Raw genomic sequence first — 22,581 nt, 5'->3', positions numbered from 1 at the left:
AATGGCAAGAACATTTATGAAGGGCAGTGAGGCTGTTGCGGAAGCTGCTGTACGTGCCGGTTGTCGTTTCTTTGCCGGCTATCCCATCACACCTCAGAATGAGGTTCCGGAGTACTTCGCAAGAAGACTTCCCGAGGTGGGCGGAACATTTATACAGGGTGAGTCTGAGGTTGCATCCATCAATATGGTTTACGGTGCAGCATCTGCAGGTGTCAGAGCAATGACATCTTCATCTTCACCGGGAATCGCACTTAAGAGTGAAGGTATTTCGTACTGTGCCGCAGCCCGTATCCCTATGGTGTACACAAACTTCCAGAGAGGCGGCCCGGGTGTTGGTTCAATTCAGCCTGCACAGATGGACTACTTCGAGGCAACAAAGGCTTCAGGAAACGGTGGTTTCCAGATGATGGTTCTTGCACCGTCAACAGTGCAGGAAGCTGTTGATCTCACGGTAAAGGCATTTGAACTGGCAGACCGAGACAGAAATCCTGTTCATATCCTTGCAGACGGAGTTATCGCCACCATGATGGAGCCGGTAGAACTTCCTGAGATGATGCCTGAGGATAAGGTTAAAGAGATAAGAGAGTCAAAGAAGAAGTGGGCCTGCGTTGGTCACAGGCTTGACTATCAGAACCGTGCATGGATTCAGCCCGGACAGTGGCAGACCACAGTTATGCAGAAGTGTAATGAAGAAGCCGCAGAGCTCTATGAGTCCTGGAAGAAAAATGACGTGATGGTTGAGGAATATGAGGTAGCTGATGCGGAAATCGTGCTCACAGCTTATGGTATCTCAGCACGTATCGCAAAGTCAGCTGTAGATATCCTGAGAAAGAAGGGCGTGAAAGCAGGACTTATCAGGCCTATAACATTGAACCCGTTCCCTGTAGAGGCATTTGAGAAACTTGACTACGGACATGTTAAGGCAATCCTTTCAGTGGAAATGTCTATCCCTGCCCAGTATGCAACTGATGTTGAGGCTGTTGTGAGAAAGCGCTGTCCTGTTGAGAAGTGCTTGTGCTCAGGCGGAAACATTATGTCAAGAGAAGCCGTGATAGAGGCCGTAATGAAGATTATTGGGTGAGGCGGAAGGTTTCGAAGAAGCTTCGCTTTCGCTGCCGGTTTTTCAGAGAAAACTCTGATGAACCGGGCGCTCAAAGAAAGGAATAGAAATGGCAGAACTTTTATATAGCAGAACTAAAAACATCCAGGAAGACAAGGTTTCCGGATTCTGTCCCGGATGTATGCATTCAACCATCATGAAGTTAATCGGTGAAGTTATCGATGAGATGGGAATCATTGATAAAACTGCGATGGTACTTGGAATCGGATGCTGTGGTCTTCAGATGGACTACATGGCATTTGACAATATCACAGCCCCTCACGGAAGAGCCTGTGCAGTTGCAACAGGAATGAAGAGGGCAAATCCCGATACACTTTATTTCACCTATCAGGGTGACGGTGACCTTGCTTCCATCGGACTTGCAGAGACCATGTCCGCAGCAAACAGAGGTGAGAATTTCACTGTTATTTTCGTGAATAACGGTATCTACGGTATGACAGGAGGACAGCTTGCGCCTACAACGCTGTTCGGAATGAAGGCAACAACTGCGCCTAAGGGACGTATCGCAGAGGAGCATGGATATCCGATGCATGTGTGCGAGACTCTTAATCAGCTTACAGCTCCTCAATATCTCGTCAGAACCAGCTGCAACACCCCTGCAAATGTTATGAAAACAAAGCAGGCTATCAGGAAGGCATTTGAATATCAGCTGGCAGGAAAGGGTTTCTCACTTGTTGAGATCGTAACAAGCTGCCCGACAAACTGGGGACTTGATTCACTTAAGGCGCTTGATTTCCTTGAGGAGAACATGCTGAAGGAATATCCACTTGGTGTGATCAGAGATAAGGGCTGAAGGAGGTAAAAAAATGGAAACAAATTTATGTGTGGCCGGTTTCGGCGGACAGGGCGTCATGACCCTTGGAAAATTCCTTGCTTCAGCAACCTGTGATTCTACAGATAAGAATGTAACATTCTTCCCGTCCTATGGAGCTGAGCAGCGGGGCGGTACAGCAAACTGTTATGTTGTTATTTCTGATGAACTTATCGGTGCACCTCTCGGGGATGTGATGGATGATCTCATCGTTATGAACGGGCCGTCTCTCAACAAGTTCATCGGAACACTGAAAGAAGGCGGAAGACTCTTCATCAACAGCTCCATCGTAAAGGACAAGATCGAAAGAACTGATATCGAGATCGTTTCGGCACCTGTAACTGAGCTTGCCCTTGAGATGGGTAATGCCAAGGTCCTCAATGTCATCATGCTTGGCGTATATGTTGGATACACAGAAGTTGTTGCCCCTGAGATAGTCTGGGGAACAGTGGAGCATAAGCTTTCAAGCAAGCCAAAGCTTCTTCCTCTTAATAAGGCAGCCTTTGATAAGGGGCTTGAGATAGGAAGAGAGTTCAGGGAGAAGAATAAAAAATAAAAAGAGTGGTCTCATGATAGAAAATGAAGGGTGAGAGCCTGGCTCACATCCCTTGCATTTTCTTGATGAGAAGCATGCTTAAAGAGGTTAAAACAAATGGTATTTCACAATTTTGAAGAACTGATCGACAAGGTAAAGGGCGAGCCTTCACGAAAGGTCATGGCGGTAGCCTGTGCCAATGATGAACACACTCTTGAAGCAGTTGTTCATGCAAGACGTGAAGGAATCGTTGAGCCTTTACTGGTTGGTGACAGGAAGGTAATAAAGGAAATTCTGGCAAGTCTCGGTGAGGAGATTCCTGAGGAAAACATTTATGACGTTCCCATGGAGGACCTTAAGGGAGCCTGCGAGAAGGCAGTAAAACTCGTACGTGATGGTAAGGCAGACTTCCTTATGAAAGGTAAAGTTGATACAAAAATCATCCTCAAGGAAGTAGTTAACAAGGAGTACGGACTTGGTCAGGGCAAGCTCATGTCGCATTTCTCTATTTTCCAGGTTCCGGGCTATCACAAGCTTATCGTACCTGTAGACGGCGGAATGGTTCCATATCCTGATCTTCAGCAGAAGAAGGAGATCATTGAAAACACTGTAGATACCCTTGTATCAATGGGTTATGACTGCCCTAAGGTGGGAGTACTTGCCTGTGTTGAAAAGGTGAACCCGAAGATGCCTGAGTCAGTGGATGGTGCAGAGCTTCAGGCCATGAATGAGAGAGGCGAGATAAAGAACTGTATCGTGGAAGGACCTATACAGTATGACTGTGCCATGAGAAAAGACATAGCGGATTTCAAGGGGCTTGAGTCAAAGATTGCAGGTGATCCTGACGTGCTTGTTGCGCCAAATATTCATGCCGGAAACATTATGGGAAAAATGTACACCATAAGCTGCGGCGGAAAGATGGCCGGCTTCATCGTTGGTGCCAAGTGCCCGATCGTTATGGTTTCTCGCGGATCTTCTGCGGAAGAGAAATATCTCTCCATCGTGGTATCGACAGCAGCCAGCAAATAAGAGAGGAAATATATGATTAACGAAAAAATTCTGGTTATAAATCCGGGTTCCACTTCTACAAAAATCGCGGTGTATCAGGGTGAAGAGCAGCAGTGGACAGAAAGCATTGCCCACAGTCTCGAGGATCTGAAAGCTTATCCGACAATCTATGATCAGCTTGATATGAGAAAGGAGCTTATCCTTGCCAGTCTCGTAAGTCACGGAGACAAGCTTGCGTCATTTGCGGCAGTTGTAGGTCGTGGAGGTGCGCTTCCACCGGTGAAGACAGGTGCGTATGAAGTGAATGAAAAGATGGTGGAAACACTGCATTACCATCCTGTAGATCAGCACGCCAGCAATCTGGGGGCAGGAATCGCCTACAGCATTGCCAATGAAATCGGCGTTAAAGCTTATATCTACGATGCGATAACTGTTGATGAGATGACAGAGGTTAATAAGATCACAGGTATAAAGGGCGTAAGAGTTCCTGCCAAGGGTCACAATCTCAACACCCGTGCAGCAGCTCTCAAGCTTTGCAGAGACAAGGGGTTAGACTACAACAAGGTAAATATCATCGTTGCTCATCTCGGCGGAGGAATCACCGTAAACCTTCATTCCAACGGTCAGATCATTGATTTCTTTAATGATGAGATCGGAACATTTGCACCTGAGCGTGCAGGCGGACTTCCTACCTACGCACTTGTAGACATGTGCTACAGCGGAAAGTACACAAAAGAAGAGATGATGAAGAATCTTCAGCGTCGAGGCGGCATGATTTCCTATTTTGGAACAGCCGACATGCGTGATGTTGAAAAGCTTATAAATGAAGGAAACGAAGAAGCTGCACTGCTCTATGAAGCAATGGCACTGAATACTGCAAAGACCATAGCCCGTATCGCTCCATCAGTTGATGGTAAGGTTGATTACATCGTTCTCACAGGGGGACTTGCCTACTCGGAGCGTTTTGTGAACTCAATCAGAAAGCATGCCGGATTTGTAGGACCTATAGAGGTTATACCGGGTGAAAATGAGATGAAGGCTCTCGCCGAGGGAACCCTCAGAGTGCTTCGCGGCGAGGAGAAAGCGCGGATTTTTGAGTGAATTGAAATATCTGAAACATAGCACTGTATCCGATATATGGTTCTGACAAAACCGGTTTTTCGGGTAATCAGATTAACAGGAAGAGTTGATTCAGTGCAACGCAGATATAAAAAGAAGGGCTTTAGTGGTGATTTATAAATGAAACAATTAAACAGATGGCTTTATGCCATTGCCGGAGTTCTGATCCTGCTTTTTGCCGGACTCATCTATGCCTGGTCGGTCCTTTCCGGCCCCATAGCAGCTGAGTATTCGGGATGGAGTAAAGGTTCAATGTCTCTGACATTCACTCTTGCCATGAGCTTTTTCTGCATTGGCGGCCTTGTGGCCGGCCTTATGGCGGGAAAAGTAAAGGAAAAAATAATTTTCTTAATGTCATCCATACTGTTTCTGGTTGGATTCTTCCTTGTAAGCAATATGAAAAATCTGATGCAGCTTTACCTTGGGTTTGGTGTGCTTGCAGGTCTTGGTGCCGGATTTTCCTATAACACTGTTATGGGTTCCGTCACAAAGTGGTTTCCTGACAAGAAGGGACTGATCTCGGGAATCCTTCTCATGGGTTTCGGAATGGGTGCTTTTATAATAGGAAAGATTTACACAGCCATGAACAGGACTTTCGGCTGGAGAAGTGAATTCAGTACATTGGGAATCATTGTTTTTGCAGTGATCCTTATCTGCGGAATGATAATAAGAAAGCCCGAAACGGAAGAGATTTCCGGATATGTAACTGTCACCAAAGGGACAGCCCAAAAGGCAGGAAATGATTTTACTACAAAGCAGGTAATGGCCGATCCATCATTCTGGTTATTCTTTGTTTATGCGGTACTTCTCAGTGCTGCGGCTTTGGCTCTCATTGCTCAGGCAAGTGGTATAGTAACGGATACTGCACAGGGGCTTAGCGCCGGAAACATTGCCACCATAGTGGGACTTATCTCTGTGTTTAACGGAGTGGGAAGAGTGATCTTCGGCGGGCTTTATGACAGGCTTGGACAGAAGATGACAATGCTTCTCAATTGTGGTCTGTACTTTATATCAGTGCTTGTGAATCTCGGTGGACTGAAAACCGGAAGTCTGCCCCTTGTGATTCTGGGATTTATTCTTTTCGGTCTTTCTTACGGCGGCGTTCCGCCAACGAATTCAGCATTCATGATGGATTTTTACGGAACTAAGTATTATCCAGTGAATTTCTCAATCGTAAATCTGAACCTGCTGTTTGCATCTTTCGGAGGAACTCTTGCGGGTGTTATCTACGACAGACAGGGAAGCTATATGACTATTTTCATGATCATGATGGTGGCGGTAGTCATGGCGGTGGTTTGTACCATGCTGATAAAAAAGAACAATGCAGCAGCTGAAGAATATGAAGCACAGATGGGGTGACGACCACAGGATATGACATGCACATTAAAAGAAGACTTGACTGGTACACTTAATAAAATAAGTAATCAGCACATGGTGTCTGCCTTGGCCTTGTACAAATGCGTATTTTAAGGAGCATAATGCTTCAAAAATTTATGAACGTTATACTGATTATTTTTTGTTAGTCAGGCATGAAATATTAAAAATACGTTTACAGAGGAGATTGATATGAAGGAAAACATCCGCTTTTTCAGGTGGAATGTCATAACGAATGTCTGTATGGCACTGTCCATTAATACAACAGCTACGCTTCTTGGCGGCGGTGACACTCTGTCCGGCTGGGTGAAAGGCTGTTGCTGTGCCTTCACCATCAACACAGTGGCGGCTGTTATCATTCCGGTGGGAATCATCGGCAGGTGGTTCGCTGAGGACCTTTTAAAAACAAAGCCCGGCAGATTTTCGGAGATGCTGGCAAGAAATTTTATAATCAACGCAATTTATGTCACCATTGTGAGTCTTTGCATGGCGCTGATTAATGTTGGAATCGGGAAGGAATTCATCGGTGTCTGGTGGTCGACTTACCCGATACTCCATGTGGTGGGACTTCTCACAAGCCTGTTGATTGAGAAGCCGCTGAAAATTCTGGCGTAATAACTATGGTTGACACACGTTGTGATATACGACATAACGCGTATCGATAACGGGCGTACAATGTAAAGCTATATGTGGATTATATACGTGATTATACGTAGCTATCCCGCTGCCTGGTAGAGGATGATAGCAGCATTACAGCGCAGCATACGTGCATGTATGCATATTTCAAATTAAAAACAAAAGTCAGAAGACATCGGTATGAAGGAATACAGTGTCTTTAACAAAAATACAGTCAGCTTCGCAAAGCGAATACTAAGGGCTGACATAAACAGGAGATTTATATGAAGATTTTAGGTTTATCTTTCGGAACAAGAAACGGTAACAACGATACAATGTGCCGCGTTGCTCTCGAGGAGGCACAGAAGCTTGGAGCGGAGATCGAATTTATTCACGTATTTGACTGGGATATCAAGTACTGCTCAGGATGCGTAGCATGCTCAAGAGGTCTCGTAATGGGTAAGGGCATGATCTGTTCACAGAAGGACGACTATGCAGCGCTCTTTGACAAGATGGCAGAGGCTGACGGTGTACTTGTTGTTGACCCTATCTACGAGTCAGGCGGATCAGGTCTCTTCCATGTAGTATGTGACCGTATGGGTCCCGGACATGATCTCGGAATGCTTTTCATGGCTGATGCAAAGCTTAAGGAGCAGGGCAAGGAAGGTCTTGATCCCAAGTATCTCAGAAAGAAAGCTATTTCCTTCGTTGGAATCGGTGGTTCCGACTGGGCATGTCGTGTTGAGACAGATCATGCAATGCTTGCAATGAGCCCTTCATGGACAGTTATCGACAATGACTGGTTCTCATGGTCAAAGGATGTCATCATGCAGGATGACAAGATAGAGAGAATGAAGCAGATCGCACGTAACCTCGTTGAGGCAGCAAAGGATGTGGACAATGCGAAGTGGCAGGGCAAGGAAGGTGCATGTCCTCACTGCCAGGGCAACAACTTCTACATCTTCCCGGGTACGACTCACTGCGTATGTGAACTTTGCGGACTCGAGGGAACACTTGAGGTAGTTAACGGTGCTTTCAAGTTCAAGTTTGATCCTGCTGATGAGCACAAGGCTCATGACACTATCTCAGGTAAGAAGCTTCACGGTGATGACATTTTCAGAAATGAAGGAAGACTAATGAATCTCAACAAGGATCCTGAGTTTAAGGCACGTAAGATGCACTACACAGCAGTATGCGCACCTACACCAAGCCCAAGCAAATAATAGCTATGCTGAAAACGGGAGATTAATAATATGGAAAAGCCAAGCTTAAAATTCTTTATAGTGTTCAATCTGGTCATGAATATTCCACTGGCAACAGCCATGTCCATCGGTGGAATGCTTTTTTCGGGTAATGCTGACAAGCTCCTTACCCCGGCTCTTTTAGTAAATATTTTACTGGGATTTGTGTTTGCATGTATCGTCAATGCAGCGCTCCCAATCCCCCTTATTGCCATAAGTTTTCCTAAATTATTCAAGATAGAGCCGGAAAGTATTCCCGGAAGGATTCTCGGAAATGTTCCGGTGGTGTTTATCTTCGTGATCATAATAGGACTTGTAATGAATTTTGCCAATGTTCAGGTATTCGGAGGTGCTCCATTCCCTGCGTTTATCTTTGCATTCCTCGGCACTTTCATTCCTATGTATATTCTTTGCTTTGCAGTTGCAATGATCTTTATCCCGATTGCACAGGGGGCGGCTGCAAAAAGCATATCCTGAAGTACCTCATAAGAGATTCTGATCAATCAGGTCCCACAGACAAATTTTTTCATACATTAGCCACAAAGGAAATCCGGAAAAACACGGATTTCTTTTGTATTCCATGGGATTTATAAACATTAACTGAAAAATATATATGGAATGTAAAATAATTATAAATTCTCTTAAAAAGCAATACAAAAATCAACTAATTGTGCTATAATAAATACATCAATACAAGATATAGTTTTCGTAAACGCACTGTGACCAATCCAATGGCAGTGTACGGCAAGTTCAATCCACAAGGTTTTTCATCCTCCCTACTTCTGAAAGGCCTTGTGGATTATTTTTGTTTACAGATTAAAGCAAGTTAAGTCAACATTTATATTAAGTTTTATATAAATAATGTCGATAATCCATGCGAAAGAGTCTGTGGTGTTTCGTCCTGCAGATATTACATCAGTAAATCAGGACGATGCATTAATAGGAGTTACCTTAAATGCTCAAAAGCAGTTTCATCACAGGTTATTAAGACAGGCAGGAAGGACAGAATACTCATGTTTAATTGGATAAGCCCATTCAATTATGATTTTGCTATAGCAGCGATTCCGATTCAGATCATACTGTTGGTATTCTACGGCTTCAGGCGTAATCTGCCCATCTGGCAAAGTACCTGTTTTTGGCTTGTAATGTTCTCAAACCTTGTTATGACCACGGCGGACATTATTTCCTGTGAGATGAACGAGATATGGAATGAGTTTCCACTTTGGGTAATGTATGCCATAAATCATGCATATTTTCTCGGATTTATCATCAGAGGCTGGGCACTTTTTGCATATACTTCGGAATCCACACATGCATATAAGAAAGGTGATTTTGTCTATAGGATAATCACCAATGCACCTGCAGCTGTTGCAGTTACACTTATTTTGTCGACTCCGTGGACCAGTGCTATATATACCATAGCTGAAGACGGGTATCACAACTGTTCTCTTTATCAGACCATATACTTCAGTACCTATTTCTATATTTTCACATCACTGCTTCTTATAGTGCTTAACTGGAGAAAACTGTCCCGAAGGATGCAGGGAGGACTTCTTTCTTATAATCTTCTGCTTTTATTCGGTATACTTATCAGAAAACAGTTCTACCATATGCTTGTAACAAGCTATTTCAGCATTCTCTGCATAATCATTATCTTCCTTACATCGGAAAACCCTGACCTGCACAGAGATAACAGAACTCTGCTTCTCAATAAGGATGCATTGGATCTCATCGGATATGACTATTGGGAGAAAAAGATACCATTCAGTCTTTTAACCATTGCGATTCATAATTATGAAGCGTCAAAGACCATATACGGAGTAACACAGCTAAATGACAGTCTGAGGACCTTGTCTTCATGGTTGTCAAAAAGCTATCCCAGAAATTTTGTATTCTATACAAGAAACGGAACATTTGTAATACTCATCCGCGGTAATCTGCAGAAAGAACCCGAAGTGGTGATAGATGACTGGAAAGCCAAATTCGATGAGCTGAAAAACAGACATTTCGATATTCTGCCGCTTAAAGTTTCTGTTATGCTCATTCCGTCAACCATCATAGCGGATAATGTTTCCATTACCAGTGATCTGGCCAGATACGCTATGAATTCTGCTTTTTCAGAAAATCATAAAGGTAATTATGTCTTTACCCAGGACATGGTTGAAACGGTTAACAAGCGAAAAGCAGTCGAAAAAGCCATTAAAAAGGCTATGAATGACAACAGTTTTGAAGTGTATTTCCAGCCGATATATTCAACTAAGGAAGAAAAAATCGTCGGTGCCGAAGCATTGGCAAGACTTAAAGATTCGGAACTCGGATTTATCTCACCGGCTGATTTTATAAAAATTGCTGAGAAAAACGGCGACATCATGGAAATCGGACGACAGATATTTGAAAAAGTCTGCATTTTCCTTGGTGCCATCAATGTGGAAAGACTGGGTGTACAATTTATCAATGTCAATCTTTCGCCTGTGCAGTTCATGAATACGAATCTGGCCGGAGAGTTCTCGGATATTGCAGATAAGTATGACGTTTCCATGGATATATTTGACTTTGAAGTTACGGAATCCACAGTGGAAGACTATGAAATGATACATAAACAGGTATTGGATTTTCAGTCAAAGGGATCAGAGCTTTCGCTTGATGATTTCGGAACCGGATCCTCCAATCTGTCCAGTCTCATGAGCCTGCCTATACATGTGGTGAAGATTGATATGTCCTTTGTACATTCGTATTTCAACGGAAAAGACAAGTTCCTGCCGGATCTCATCAGACTTTTCAGAAATGCCAACATGAAGGTTGTGGTTGAAGGAATCGAAACGCTTGAGATGAAGGAAGCTATCGCGGAAATGGGTTGTGAGTACGAGCAGGGATACTTCTTCTCAAAGCCTGTGCCACCTGAAGAATTCGTTTCATATATGGAGAAGATGATGAAGGAGAACTCAGGTGATAAAGACTGAAAATACATAAGCTCACACCACAAATGTTATGTGTTTTAAATAATTTCAGCAGCACATTGCACACGAATGTGTGCGTGCTGCGCATCATCAGTGAGTGGCAAATACTTTTGACACTCAAGTCATTACAAGTTTGTGCTAAGAAACTCAGAGCAAACTTGTAAACAGAATTGGCAATAAATAGCCGAATAGCAAAAAAGCCTCCGGTGAAGGTCAATGAATCAATCATTGGCCTCTCCGGAGGTTTTTCGGGTTATGTATGAAATGGAGATAAAATCACCACTCATAAACATTTATGGATAGAGATGTTTTTGGGGAAACACAGATTAAAGTGCTTCCCCGGTTGGATTTTGATGCGATGCATCAAAATCCTGAAAAATGTTTAAATCAGTGTTTCATGTTGGCCGGTGATCAGGAAGCTGTATTTGCTCCCATATCAGCAGGCTGCTGTGAAGCTGAGATAGCTGATACTGTTGTTCCGTCGTAAGAAATGATGTCTACCATATCGCCTACTGCGAAACCGCTGATGAGTGAACTGTCAGCTGTAAATGTCATTGTCTGCTGAGCCTGACCCATGCCACCGCCCTGCTGACCGCCATCTGCAGGAGCTGCCAATGTCTCACCGTTAGCATCTGTTGGAATCTCAGGAGGTGTCTCAGTTTCGCCTGAAGCATTGGTTGGAGGAGTCATAGCCTCGCCATTTGCATCAGTAGGAGCTGTACCGTCATTAGGCTGGCCCTGACCCTTACCGCCGTGACCGCCCATCATGGTTTCGATGGTGATTGAAGTACCGTCAATGGCTGTGATCTTACCCATGTACATGCCGTTATTCTCAGGCTGTGACATCTCAGTTGCTGCAGTTGTTGTCTCGTCTGCAAATGAAGCGATAGCGCCTACGGAAGCGATTCCGAGAAGTGCACAGATACCGATAGCTGCAAATGTTTTCTTAGTGTTCTTTTTCATTTTATATACCTCATCTTAATTGTGATTCCGGTCCTGTTTCATATTGTTGAGAAGACCGGTCATATCCGGCAGGTAATACCTGCTTTTTTGTTTCTTTTTTATTTCCCTTTGGATGTCACCACTATAGAGTATAAAGCTGTAATGGAACTGAAAAAGTGAAATAAATTTCTTAACACAATCTTTACAACTCGCCTTAACATCTTCACCCTGTTTTAACAGGGAATATGACATACTTAAATTGATGATAGAGAACAATGACTATATTATTCTCCGGTCGGTTTTTCGAGATGTGTAGCTGGCAGCACGACGGATTATGTATATATTTGAACACACTCATCATCAATAAAAGGGAGTAACAGATTATGATTTCGGATAAATGGTTAAAGATTAATATCTCCAGCTTTCAGCTGATACTTATGAGCTTTATGCTGGTCATATTTATAGGAGGTGTGCTGCTTACACTTCCCATAGCGTCTTATAGCGGACATACGTCATTTCTTGATGCGCTTTTTACATCGGTTTCGGCAGTTTGTGTTACAGGACTTGTGGTTCATGACACTGCAACCCACTGGACACTGTTCGGTAAAGCAGTAATTCTTTTACTTATTCAGATAGGCGGTCTCGGAGTTATCACCATAAGCATATGGTTTCAGCTGGTTGCCGGAAGAAGGATCAATCTGTTTCAGAGACTTACCATGCAGGATGCCATCGGAGCATCACAGCTTGGAGGTATTGTAAGGTTTACGCGTTTTATGCTTCGTGCCACATTATGCTTTGAACTGTTGGGAGCGATACTGATATTTCCGGTAATGATACAGCGCTTTAGTCCTGCAACAAGTCTCGGGAATTCAGTGTTTTATGCCATATCTGCATTTTGCAATGCAGGTTTTGATCTTTCGGGAACAGTGACTGCGCCGTACCAGTCTCTTACCGGTTTTGCAGGTGTTCCACTGATGAATATTGTGATTATGATGCTCATTATAGTCGGTGGTATAGGCTTCGGGATTCAGGCAGATATTCTGGATAAAAAGTGGAACATCAGACACTTTCGTTTGCAGACAAGAATTGTTCTCATAACAACTCTGATACTTATAGTTCTGCCGGCAATATATTTCTTCTTTGCAGACTTCAGAGAAGAGGCATTGTCACTCAGGATTCAAAAGTCACTGTTTCAGTCCGTGACCACGAGAACGGCAGGCTTCAATACAGCAGACCTGGGACTAATGAGTGAAGGCAGTACGCTTCTTATGATATTTCTGATGCTGGTTGGCGGTTCACCGGGATCAACCGCCGGCGGTGTGAAGACCACGACACTTGCAGTACTGGTGCTTACCATGATTCATTCGCTTCGTGGCAATGACAACATCACTACATCAGACAGAACCATAGAAACATCGGCGATATATCATGCAATCACACTTATGATGCTTTACGTGTTACTGCTTTTTGCCGGGGCGATCATTATAAGCGGTATCGAGGGTCTGCCTCTTATAGATACAGCATTTGAATGCGCATCGGCGCTTGGAACAGTTGGACTTACGAGAGGTATAACGCCTACCCTCGGTACATTTTCAAAGATTATCCTTATGGGATTTATGTATTTCGGAAGAGTCGGTGCGCTGACGATATTCTATGCGGCTCCGGATTTCTACAGAGTGAGAGCAGCGGTACAGTATCCTAAGGAAAGTCTCATGATCGGATAACAGGAGATATAACAATGAAAAATGTTTTGATTATAGGAATGGGAAGATTCGGATATTTTACTACAAAAAAACTTCACGAACTTGGTATGCAGGTCATCGCAGTGGATCAGGATGAAGAAAAGGTTTCATCGGTCATCCCTTTTGCAACGAGAGTTTTGATAGGTGACTGTACCAGTCAGAGTTTCCTCGAAGGACTCGGAGTAAACAATTTTGATCTTTGCATAGTTGCCATAGGAGATAATTTTCTGGCGTCTCTGGAGATAACATCTCTTCTTAAGGATCTTGGAGCAAGATATGTGGTAGCAAGAGCATCGGGAGAAAAAGAGGAGAAATTCCTTCTCAGAAACGGTGCGGATCATGTGGTATTTCCGGAACGTGAGATGGCGGGATGGACCGCTATCAGATTCAGTTCCGAGCAGATAAAGAATTACATTGATGTTACAGAGGGATATGCCATTTTCGAGCTGACGATCCCAAAGGACTGGCAGAACAAGACCGTAGGACAGCTCAATATTCGAAATCAGTTCGGGGTAAATATCCTTGGTATAAGGGGTGTGGGAGCTACCCGGGGACTTGCCATGGATATAGCACCGGATTCTGTGCTTCCTGAGGGCGGAACTGTACTGGTTCTCGGACCGGTAAACAGAATAAGAAAAGTATTTCATCTTTGAATGAGCACATATTCAGATGATTTTCAGTCAAATTCATTTGCCGGAAATATCATCATAAAGAAACGTGATAGTAAAACGGGATGGATTAATGTTAAAGAAACGGTCAGTATCTGTGTGATCGTTTGATGTATCAGATATTTGCGTAATGTAAAGAAATCAGGAAAGGAGGAAAAAATGGAAGGCTGGATCTTGTTTTTGGGATTTATACTCCTTAATGCGTTATTATATATTAGAATAACACATCTAATAGATGAGGAGTTTGGTTTACACAAGCATCCTTTGGGACATGACTATGGAAGACAACATTATTACGCAAAAGAATTTATCAACAAAATCAAATATCTTGGTATGCATCTCAGGATCTCCAAGTAATCCTAAAGTCATAAGAATTGCTGCCCGTAATGCAACCCTGACCGGATGTCAGCTGACGGCTTTGTATGTCAGAACCAGAGAGGGCATCGTCAGTACAATGCTTAAGGAAAACATTGAACTATCAGAATCACTGGGGGCAAGCTTCAAAGAGATATACGGGGAAGATGTCATAATGACCATAGCTGATTATGCAAAGGCCAATCACATCACCGATCTCTATATCGGAATGAGTGGACAGGACAGGAAGCAGACGGTTTCAAAGAGACTTACAAAACTGCTTCCTGACATAGACATTCACATCATCCCGGATGAACGGAGTGAGCTTCAGCCATCGGGGTTACGGAACCGGAGAGAAACCGAACGGTATATCATTAAAGATACTATGAAGCTTATCTTCATCATGACGATCGCTACCATAGTATCTTTACTGTTTTACCATTCCAGCTACAGCAATGCCAATATCATAACGGTATACATTCTCGCGGTACTTGTGGCGTCTATCATGACTTCTGAGAAAAGGTTTGGTGTTCTTGCGGCAGTACTGTATATTCTGCTGTTCAATTTTCTGTTTATCGATCCGAGATTTACTCTGAGAGTTTATGATCCGTCCTATATGGTGACATATTTTGTCAGTATTTGTGCCGCAGTTCTGACGGGAACACTTTCTGCGCAGATGAAGGAAAGCATGAAGAATGCAAAGGACAGTGCCTACCAGGCAAGAGTGCTTCTCAATGCCACGAAGCTTTTGGAGAAAGCGGAAACTGAGGACGAGCTCTTTACCATTACAGTAAATCAGCTCATACAGCTTCTCGGGCGTGACATTGTACTTTTCAGCATTGAAGATAACAGACTTAGTTCCCCGATCCATCATCATGTCCGGGGACAGTCCGAAACGGAAAGTATGTCGGAGTCGGATATAGAGATTGCAAACTGGGTCTATAAAAACAGGACGAGGGCGGGAGCATTCACCGGTCGTTTTTCCGATTCCTGTTATCAGTTTCTGGCAATGATCACAGGGGAGGAGGTTTACGGTGTTATCGCCATCGACATGAACGACAGAGAGTTTACAGAAGTTGAGCAGACCATTCTTCTGTCCATCATCGGTGAATGCAGTATCAGAATGGAGAACAGAAGGATCGCAAGAGAACGCGAAAATGCAGTCATTCTTGCAGAAAGTGAAAGATTCAGAGCAAACCTTCTAAGGTCCATATCCCATGATCTGAGAACTCCGCTTACTTCTATTTCCGGGGATGCGTATACTCTTATGAACAGTGAGTCGGAATTGTCTCATGATGAACGACTGCAGATTTATACTGATGTCTATGATGATTCCATGTGGCTCATCAATATGGTTGAAAATCTTCTGTCAATCAGTAAACTAAATGAAGGTGTGAAACTCAATAAGACCGCCGAGGTTTTGGAGGATGTTCTGGAAGAGGCATTGAAGCATGTGGATCGACATGTCAGTGAACATAAAATTGTAAAATGCTTTGATCATGAATTTCTGATGGCGGAAATGGACACCAGACTCATCATGCAGGTTGTGGTGAACATCGTGAATAATGCCATCAAATATTCGTCAGAACACTCAACTATCAGGGTTTCGGACGAGAGAGACGGAGGGGACATTGTTGTCAGGATAGAAGACGACGGACCCGGTATCAGTGATGAAGACCTGCCGCATATATTTGATTCTTTCTATACAGGACATCATTCTGTGGCAGATGCGGGGAGAAGTCTCGGCCTGGGGCTCAGCCTTTCGAAGTCTATCATCGAGGCGCACGGTGGGAGCATTACTGCCTATAATGTGAAGCCGCATGGCGCGGGATTCAGTTTTAGACTGAAGATAAAAGAGATTGCTTGAAAGTACCTGATCTCTTGCTTGCACGGTGTTTTAGCATTTGTGATCCGCTTGAACACGAACAACGTAGCGGTTTTATACAGGAAAAGAATTTAAGTTTTAGTGTCAGGCAGTGCATCGCAAATGAAAGTGAGCATCGGTAGGCAGCAAAGAATTTCATATGCACATAATACGAGCGAATACGGAGAAGAAATGTCAGAAACAATAGAAATCCTTGTTGTTGAAGATGATAATTCAATCAGGAACCTCATCGCGACAACATTAAAGATAAACGGATATAAATACGAAACTGCGGCTACGGGAAAAGAAGCGCTGGAAAGGTGCGTTATGCTTCATCCGGATGTGATGCTGCTGGATCTCGGACTTCCTGATATGGATGGTAATGAAATCATCCGGAGCGTCAGAGAATGGTCTACCATGCCGATAATCGTTATCAGCGCAAGAAGTGAAGATTCATCAAAGGTTCAGGCACTGGATCTCGGAGCGGATGATTACCTGACAAAGCCGTTTTCTACGGAAGAGCTTATAGCGCGTCTTCACACAACACAGAGACGATTGTCATATCTCAAAAGGCAGGAACAGGAATCACCTGTATTTAAAAACGGAGATATGTGTATAGATCTTTTGAAGGCTGAAGTCCGGATAAGAGATGAAGTGATTCATCTGACGCCTACGGAGTATAAGATACTTAAGCTTCTTTCGGAAAATGTGGGGCGGGTTCTTACCTATAATTATATGACTGATCACATCTGGGGAGGAGATATCAGTTCTGATAAGGTGGCGCTTCGAGTGCATATTGCGACATTAAGGAAGAAGCTCGGGGATGCGGAAACGGATCATCCACAGATAGAGACCCATATGGGCATAGGATACAATATGATCAGATATCGTGACGCGGAAGAATAAACGTCTGCATCCGCCAAATGATTTGAGACTGAGTACCCATCAACGAAATTAAAATCATTTCGCTGATGGGTATAATTTTATTTAAAATCTGACCGAATATATTAGTAGCAAAGTGTGGGCGTAATGATATATGAGGGAAGGAATATGGCATACAGCGCAGCTCAACTATATAAGATATTACTTAAGGAATTTACATTGTTGGATTTTGAGATAGCTCTTTCCAACAATCCTGAGTTCAGAGCGGTTCCCATCAGATGGGATGAACTGAAGATCTCGGGGAACACGGTTATAATCAATCATCTGGACGAAAAGATTGTTTTAACCCAGTCATCTTTCAAGATGCTGGGAGTCAGAGCGTGCTTTAATGACAAGGAGAGATATTATCCAGTGCTTTTTTATGAAGATGATGATGTATATATAACTTTCAGTGAGATCCCGGATAATATAAGTAAAGATTCGTTACAGGAGGCGGTGACGGAAGATATCTTCTATGAAGTATGCAGCTATAAACATATAAACAACAGAAAGAAACTGACCGAATTTCTGAAAGATGGTTATAAACGTTTTAAGGCGGCAAACGATATAGAAAATGATTATGATCTGATCAGTGAGACACTGGTGGGAGAAGAGAATCCGTGATGGGCAGGCTTTTGTCTCTTGACTCATATGATAAAAGTTGAGTGAATTTACGGAGTGGTTGACTCAATTTACGTGATGGTTGAGTGAAAGTACGGAATGGTTGAGCCAAAGTACGGAAGGTTGAGCGAATATACGGCAGAATACGTGAGAGTTGAGAGGCTATCCACGTATTTCTGCCGTTTTTTATGTCTATAAACGTAAAATGACTTACAAATACCCGTAAAATCACTCAACTTTCTTCGATTCCGTAAAATCACTCACACTTCACCGTAAAATTGTTATACCCAAAGTGACCGGAGGAAGTATGTGAACAGTGTTGTAAAGCATTGAATAAAAAGTGTGAGAGAAGATCGTATTTATATCCGCATGAATGAATAAAAAGGCATATATATTAATGTTAAAGCAGCCTTAATACCATGACTGAAAAGCAGTGAAATCATAACTCAAATTCATTATAAATCCCGAAAATAATACCAATAACATAACTATATGGCATAATGCGGCAATTAAGGTTATCCCAATATCTTAAAAATTGTCACATCTCACGAAAATTAATTACGTTAAACCGCCTCTATTGAATGTAACGATTTAAAGTTATAAAGTGCTTGTTATAAGGAAGCAATCAAAGGATTCGGCAGAGTTATGGCACGAAGCGGTTTGATATCGACTTTTAATGACTTGAACATAATCACATAAAGACTCTGTTGTATCCGGATAAAACAGCCTTTCCGAAAGGGAGAATTCGGTGGGCTGCAGAAAACATTATTAGGGGGCGCTTTATGAATAGTTTGGTTATCTTACTTGTAGCCGGTCTTGCTCTTCTTGGTGGATACCTTTTGTACGGTAGATACCTGGCAAAGACCTGGGGCATCGATGAGAAGGCAGTTACACCTGCCACTAAGTTCGAGGATGGAGAGGATTATGTACCATCTTCAAAGCTTACGGTTTTCTCTCATCAGTTTTCATCCATAGCAGGAGCAGGACCTGTTCAGGGACCTATCCTTGCAGCAGCATTCGGATGGGTACCATGTCTCCTGTGGCTGCTTTTCGGAGGAATCTTCTTCGGTGCAGTACAGGATTTCGGAGCAATGTATGCATCTGTAAAGAATGACGGAAAGTCTATCGGTATGATCATCGAGAAGTATATCGGAAAAGCCGGAAGACGTTTCTTCTCACTTTTCTGCTGGCTTTTCACACTGCTTGTTATCGCAGCATTCACATCCATGGTATCAAGCACTTTCAACGGCTTCACAAAGGCTGCCGACGGCACATCAGCGCAGAACTTCAACGGTGCGGCAGCAGCGACCATTTCTATGCTGTTTATTTTCGTTGCCATGGCTTTCGGTCTTGTTGAGAAGCGTTTCAAGGACATGAAGGAAGGCATGAGAGTGGCAGTAGCCATCGCACTTCTGGTCGGAATGTTTGCAGTTGGTATGGTTGCACCTATCTATCTCACAGCACCACAGTGGAACTACGTTATCATGGCATATCTGTTCGCAGCATCTGTTATGCCGATGTGGCTCCTCATGCAGCCGAGAGATTACCTTACAACATTCATGCTTCTCGGTATGATCATCGGAGCAGTACTCGGTCTTGTGGTTGCACACCCTGAGATGAAGCTCAATGCTTTCAACGGTTTCGTACTCACAGCCGCAAACGGTTCACACAGCTACATTTTCCCGACACTTTTCGTAACCATCGCCTGTGGTGCGGTATCAGGATTCCACAGCCTTGTTTCATCCGGTACTTCATCCAAGACAGTAAAGAATGAGAAGGATATGCTCTTTATAGGTTACGGAGCAATGGTTATCGAGACACTTCTCGGTGTATGCTCACTTCTTGTCTGCGGAGCTGTTGCGGTTAACGGCGCAGTGCCTGCTGACCTCACACCGTTCCAGATCTTCTCACAGGGTGTTGCAGGTTTCCTTGAGACCTTCGGTGTTCCAAACAGTGTTGCGAATGTATTCATGACAATGTGCGTTTCAGCACTTGCGCTTACATCTCTTGACTCAGTAGCAAGAATCGGAAGAATGTCTTTCCAGGAACTCTTTGCCAGTGACGAAACTGACAAGTCAAAGATCCCTGCATGGCAGAAGCTTTTCCAGAACCAGTATTTTGCAACAGCTATCACACTGTTCTTCGGATATCTCCTTTGCCTTGGCGGATATGCCAATGTCTGGGCTCTGTTCGGTTCGGCAAACCAGATGCTTGCGGCTCTTGTACTTATCGGAATCGCAGTATTCCTTAAGGCCACAGGCAGAAAGAGCGCAATGCTTTACATCCCGATGGCTATCATGCTGACTGTAACATTTTCAGCTATCGTGCTTAACATCATCGGAAATGTTAAGGCATTTGCAGCAGGCACAGGAACTTTCCTTGTAAACGGCCTTCAGCTCATAGTTGCGGCTTTCCTCATCGTTCTCGGAGTACTTGTGGCTGTGACATGTATAAAGAAACTTCTCGCCACAAAGGCAGGAACTGACAGAGCTGCAGGAACAACAGCAGCATAAATGAATATTACAATTATCATTTAAGCATTCCGGTGTGGTGTTTATCACTTTACAGGGGTTCAAAAAACTTCTATGATTCTCAGTGAATCGTAGAAGTTTTTTATATTTTGGATTTTTTACGACGAAAAATTATTAGACAAGCGGTTGTGTGTCCATATGGTTTTGTGATGATCTTCATGGGACAGGTATTAAAAGATAATGTAGGAGGAGACCGTACATGCTGAATCGTACGATCATAGATTCAAGGATTCTTCTTGATAATATAAGAAAAATAAAGGAGAGGATACCTGATAATACAAAGATTGCCGCGATCATAAAGGGCGATGCTTATGGTCACGGTCTGAAGATAATATCAGGTATTCTGGATCGGGAAGAAAATGTTGATATGTTTGTCACTGCGTCCTTTCGTGAAGCATTGTACCTGTACAAAGAAAATATCAGTAAGCCAACGCTGATTTTAGGAAGAGAGTCAGTACGTGATATCGAGAATGAATTAAAAAAACTGGACGAAAACAGAAGAAACTATCTTATGGAGAAGATCATATTTTCAGTCTACTCCGGATCGGGACTTTCGGATTTTGAAAAGCTTTGCCGGTACGGTGAGGTAAAAGTTCATTTACGACTGGATTTTGAATCAGGGATAAAAGGTTTTGACAGGGCGGATTTTGAGGCAAATATATACCGCCTTGAGGAAAATCATGGTGTCCGGATAACAGGACTCTATGCCCATATCTATTCGGCATACGGAGATGTACAGGATAAGGCATTTGCGGAAATACAGTCGTATGACAGGGTATTTAAAGCATTAAAAGAAGAGATTCGCAGGAAGCTTACAATACATCTGTACAGTTCAGCGCTCTGCTGTCAGTATCCTCAATATGCGTATGACATGGTGAGAATCGGCGCATTGATGTATGGAATAGGAAAGCAGGGGGAGAAGAACCGGCCGGATGTGAAAGGAATAATATCGATTTATGGGACTGTTCTCAAAACAGCATTTATAGGACCGGACAGTCAGACTGACTATTCGGGAAAGCTTCCCGACAATGTTCGTAAAGTCGCACTTATGTCCTTCGGAAGCTGGGATCTTCCGTTCTTTTTGACCTGTAAAAACCCGGTGGTCCGGATACGCGGAAGGTTGTTTAATGTTGTCGGCGAGCCGTGTATGGACAGCTGTCTTGTGGATATTACTGGGGCTGATGACATCACTGAGTTTGATGATACAGAGATCATCGGTGATCATCCGGGAATAAGATTTGATGACTGGATAAACAGAACCGGATTGGATTTTGGAAACTGTCAGACCCTCTTCGCGGGAATCGGACGTGTGCCGAAGTATTACATCGATGAACAGGGTAATGTTATATATGAATGATTCCCGGAATGAAGAATTTATTCTGATTCAAGGATTCTAAAACATAATAGGCTCTGGAGTATCAATTAAGTTTGTATGTATATAAAGAAGACCTGATTAACAAAAGGGTGTCGCAAATGCGGCACCCTTTAATCACTAATCTTTCTTTATATGCTGGCATAAATCAAAAGCGTAACCTGACGGTGAACAAAGCATTGCAGACTTGTTCGACTCTGTTTCAACAGGTTTGCCTTCACCCGGACGTGTAAAGCCCTTGTCGGTCAGCAGCTTAAAAGCTTCATCAAAATCATCAACGTTCATACGGATGATAGTCATATCCTTTTCCATACTCTGGACATCTGCGATATCGATGCAGAATCCGTCTGCATTCTTCATACGGGTACTGGTCACAAGACTCTTTCCTGTATCAACAGTTGGAGCATGACGCTTTTCAAATCCAAGCTCCTCAAAAAGCCTGATAGTTTCTTCTGCATTCTTTGTCAGAATCATAGGGTTAAATGTGGTAATCTTCATTACTGTCCTCTCTTTCTTTGAAATGAATATCACTATCCCAAAACGAACTTATAAAGATAGTCGTCATGAATAAGGAAAAGAATTAGAAAAAATTCACTTTTTTTTGAAGAATTATCTGTATTATGAGCCGATATTCTGTCCTTTTATCGCAAGATATTCAGCTATAAGGAAAATGTTAATTAAAATGCAAAAATTCTCTAATTCTTTTATTTCTTTGTGACGACGATAAATAAAGTGGGTTATCGGCGGAAAAGGTTAGGTTTAGCACTTTTTTTGCAAAGGAAAGCG

At 43.1% G+C, this 22,581-nt stretch carries 19 protein-coding genes; 17 read left to right on the top strand and 2 right to left on the bottom strand.

The features are described 5' to 3' along the window. The first annotated feature begins 1 nt into the window (after position 1). The 10 genes from vorB to BM294_RS12065 all read left to right on the top strand — a co-directional run bounded on the left by vorB (position 2) and on the right by BM294_RS12065 (position 10,783). Positions 2-1,081, top strand: a complete 1,080-nt coding sequence (vorB, locus tag BM294_RS12110; RefSeq protein ID WP_091208673.1) for a 3-methyl-2-oxobutanoate dehydrogenase subunit VorB — start codon at positions 2-4, stop codon at positions 1,079-1,081. A gap of 88 nt (positions 1,082-1,169) precedes the next feature. Further along, positions 1,170-1,913, top strand: a complete 744-nt coding sequence (locus BM294_RS12105; protein WP_091208670.1) for a thiamine pyrophosphate-dependent enzyme — start codon at positions 1,170-1,172, stop codon at positions 1,911-1,913. A 13-nt stretch (positions 1,914-1,926) separates the two neighbouring features. Then, positions 1,927-2,487 (top strand): 2-oxoacid:acceptor oxidoreductase family protein, encoded by a 561-nt coding sequence (locus BM294_RS12100; protein WP_091208668.1) that lies wholly within the window; start codon positions 1,927-1,929, stop codon positions 2,485-2,487. A 96-nt stretch (positions 2,488-2,583) separates the two neighbouring features. Then, entirely contained in the window at positions 2,584-3,495 is a 912-nt protein-coding gene (locus BM294_RS12095) for a phosphate acyltransferase (protein ID WP_091208666.1), read from the top strand. Between the two features lie 12 nt (positions 3,496-3,507). Further along, entirely contained in the window at positions 3,508-4,575 is a 1,068-nt protein-coding gene (gene buk / locus BM294_RS12090; protein ID WP_091208665.1) for a butyrate kinase, read from the top strand. 138 nt (positions 4,576-4,713) lie between these two features. Next, positions 4,714-5,952 (top strand): MFS transporter, encoded by a 1,239-nt coding sequence (locus tag BM294_RS12085; protein WP_091208663.1) that lies wholly within the window; start codon positions 4,714-4,716, stop codon positions 5,950-5,952. A 207-nt stretch (positions 5,953-6,159) separates the two neighbouring features. Beyond that, entirely contained in the window at positions 6,160-6,582 is a 423-nt protein-coding gene (locus tag BM294_RS12080) for a DUF2798 domain-containing protein (RefSeq protein WP_091208662.1), read from the top strand. A 284-nt stretch (positions 6,583-6,866) separates the two neighbouring features. Beyond that, positions 6,867-7,805, top strand: a complete 939-nt coding sequence (locus BM294_RS12075) for a flavodoxin family protein (protein ID WP_036611595.1) — start codon at positions 6,867-6,869, stop codon at positions 7,803-7,805. Between the two features lie 30 nt (positions 7,806-7,835). Next, positions 7,836-8,300: a hypothetical protein gene (locus tag BM294_RS12070; RefSeq protein ID WP_091208660.1), complete on the top strand. Its 465-nt coding sequence runs from the start codon at positions 7,836-7,838 to the stop codon at positions 8,298-8,300. 536 nt (positions 8,301-8,836) lie between these two features. Then, positions 8,837-10,783 carry an EAL domain-containing protein gene (locus BM294_RS12065; protein WP_091208659.1) on the top strand — a complete coding sequence of 649 codons (1,947 nt, stop codon included), beginning with the start codon at positions 8,837-8,839 and terminating at the stop codon, positions 10,781-10,783. A 408-nt stretch (positions 10,784-11,191) separates the two neighbouring features. On the opposite strand, the gene BM294_RS12060 is transcribed toward BM294_RS12065, so the two are convergent. Continuing rightward, positions 11,192-11,743, bottom strand: a complete 552-nt coding sequence (locus BM294_RS12060) for a hypothetical protein (RefSeq protein ID WP_091208656.1) — start codon at positions 11,741-11,743, stop codon at positions 11,192-11,194. 362 nt (positions 11,744-12,105) lie between these two features. Between BM294_RS12060 and BM294_RS12050 the strand changes: the two genes are divergently transcribed. From BM294_RS12050 to BM294_RS12020, 7 genes are all read left to right on the top strand, one after another. Next, positions 12,106-13,446: a TrkH family potassium uptake protein gene (locus BM294_RS12050; RefSeq protein ID WP_091208650.1), complete on the top strand. Its 1,341-nt coding sequence runs from the start codon at positions 12,106-12,108 to the stop codon at positions 13,444-13,446. A gap of 14 nt (positions 13,447-13,460) precedes the next feature. Next, positions 13,461-14,117, top strand: a complete 657-nt coding sequence (locus tag BM294_RS12045) for a potassium channel family protein (RefSeq protein ID WP_091208647.1) — start codon at positions 13,461-13,463, stop codon at positions 14,115-14,117. A 259-nt stretch (positions 14,118-14,376) separates the two neighbouring features. Then, positions 14,377-16,353: an ATP-binding protein gene (locus BM294_RS12040; protein ID WP_175494666.1), complete on the top strand. Its 1,977-nt coding sequence runs from the start codon at positions 14,377-14,379 to the stop codon at positions 16,351-16,353. A gap of 189 nt (positions 16,354-16,542) precedes the next feature. After that, positions 16,543-17,256: a response regulator transcription factor gene (locus tag BM294_RS12035; protein ID WP_091208639.1), complete on the top strand. Its 714-nt coding sequence runs from the start codon at positions 16,543-16,545 to the stop codon at positions 17,254-17,256. Positions 17,257-17,400: 144 nt separating this feature from the next. Continuing rightward, positions 17,401-17,895, top strand: a complete 495-nt coding sequence (locus BM294_RS12030) for a hypothetical protein (protein WP_091208636.1) — start codon at positions 17,401-17,403, stop codon at positions 17,893-17,895. Positions 17,896-18,674: 779 nt separating this feature from the next. Beyond that, the gene (locus BM294_RS12025; protein ID WP_091208634.1) at positions 18,675-20,405 is read left to right on the top strand and encodes a carbon starvation CstA family protein; all 1,731 of its coding nucleotides are present in this window, start codon (positions 18,675-18,677) and stop codon (positions 20,403-20,405) included. A gap of 217 nt (positions 20,406-20,622) precedes the next feature. Beyond that, positions 20,623-21,780: an alanine racemase gene (locus BM294_RS12020; RefSeq protein WP_091208631.1), complete on the top strand. Its 1,158-nt coding sequence runs from the start codon at positions 20,623-20,625 to the stop codon at positions 21,778-21,780. Positions 21,781-21,915: 135 nt separating this feature from the next. Here the strand turns inward: BM294_RS12020 and BM294_RS12015 are convergent, their stop codons facing one another. Further along, a complete protein-coding gene (locus BM294_RS12015) occupies positions 21,916-22,293 on the bottom strand; it encodes a VOC family protein (protein ID WP_091208628.1) in 378 nt (125 codons plus the stop codon). Between the last annotated feature and the right edge of the window lie 288 nt (positions 22,294-22,581).

This window comes from Oribacterium sp. WCC10, assembly GCF_900113415.1.
Lineage (GTDB): Bacteria > Bacillota > Clostridia > Lachnospirales > Lachnospiraceae > Oribacterium.
Note: the sequence above shows the minus strand (reverse complement) of the source record. Positions and strands in the feature narration are given on the sequence as shown.

Excerpts from the sequence above, each read along its gene's own strand:
- BM294_RS12060 (WP_091208656.1), bottom strand. The coding sequence starts at position 11,743 with ATGAAAAAGAACACTAAGAAAACATTTGCAGCTATCGGTATCTGTGCA.
- BM294_RS12070 (WP_091208660.1), top strand. The coding sequence starts at position 7,836 with ATGGAAAAGCCAAGCTTAAAATTCTTTATAGTGTTCAATCTGGTCATG.
- BM294_RS12080 (WP_091208662.1), top strand. The coding sequence starts at position 6,160 with ATGAAGGAAAACATCCGCTTTTTCAGGTGGAATGTCATAACGAATGTC.
- BM294_RS12065 (WP_091208659.1), top strand. The coding sequence starts at position 8,837 with ATGTTTAATTGGATAAGCCCATTCAATTATGATTTTGCTATAGCAGCG.
- BM294_RS12085 (WP_091208663.1), top strand. The coding sequence starts at position 4,714 with ATGAAACAATTAAACAGATGGCTTTATGCCATTGCCGGAGTTCTGATC.
- BM294_RS12050 (WP_091208650.1), top strand. The coding sequence starts at position 12,106 with ATGATTTCGGATAAATGGTTAAAGATTAATATCTCCAGCTTTCAGCTG.
- buk (WP_091208665.1), top strand. The coding sequence starts at position 3,508 with ATGATTAACGAAAAAATTCTGGTTATAAATCCGGGTTCCACTTCTACA.
- BM294_RS12035 (WP_091208639.1), top strand. The coding sequence starts at position 16,543 with ATGTCAGAAACAATAGAAATCCTTGTTGTTGAAGATGATAATTCAATC.
- BM294_RS12105 (WP_091208670.1), top strand. The coding sequence starts at position 1,170 with ATGGCAGAACTTTTATATAGCAGAACTAAAAACATCCAGGAAGACAAG.
- BM294_RS12030 (WP_091208636.1), top strand. The coding sequence starts at position 17,401 with ATGGCATACAGCGCAGCTCAACTATATAAGATATTACTTAAGGAATTT.
- BM294_RS12095 (WP_091208666.1), top strand. The coding sequence starts at position 2,584 with ATGGTATTTCACAATTTTGAAGAACTGATCGACAAGGTAAAGGGCGAG.
- BM294_RS12075 (WP_036611595.1), top strand. The coding sequence starts at position 6,867 with ATGAAGATTTTAGGTTTATCTTTCGGAACAAGAAACGGTAACAACGAT.
- BM294_RS12015 (WP_091208628.1), bottom strand. The coding sequence starts at position 22,293 with ATGAAGATTACCACATTTAACCCTATGATTCTGACAAAGAATGCAGAA.
- BM294_RS12025 (WP_091208634.1), top strand. The coding sequence starts at position 18,675 with ATGAATAGTTTGGTTATCTTACTTGTAGCCGGTCTTGCTCTTCTTGGT.
- vorB (WP_091208673.1), top strand. The coding sequence starts at position 2 with ATGGCAAGAACATTTATGAAGGGCAGTGAGGCTGTTGCGGAAGCTGCT.
- BM294_RS12020 (WP_091208631.1), top strand. The coding sequence starts at position 20,623 with ATGCTGAATCGTACGATCATAGATTCAAGGATTCTTCTTGATAATATA.
- BM294_RS12100 (WP_091208668.1), top strand. The coding sequence starts at position 1,927 with ATGGAAACAAATTTATGTGTGGCCGGTTTCGGCGGACAGGGCGTCATG.
- BM294_RS12045 (WP_091208647.1), top strand. The coding sequence starts at position 13,461 with ATGAAAAATGTTTTGATTATAGGAATGGGAAGATTCGGATATTTTACT.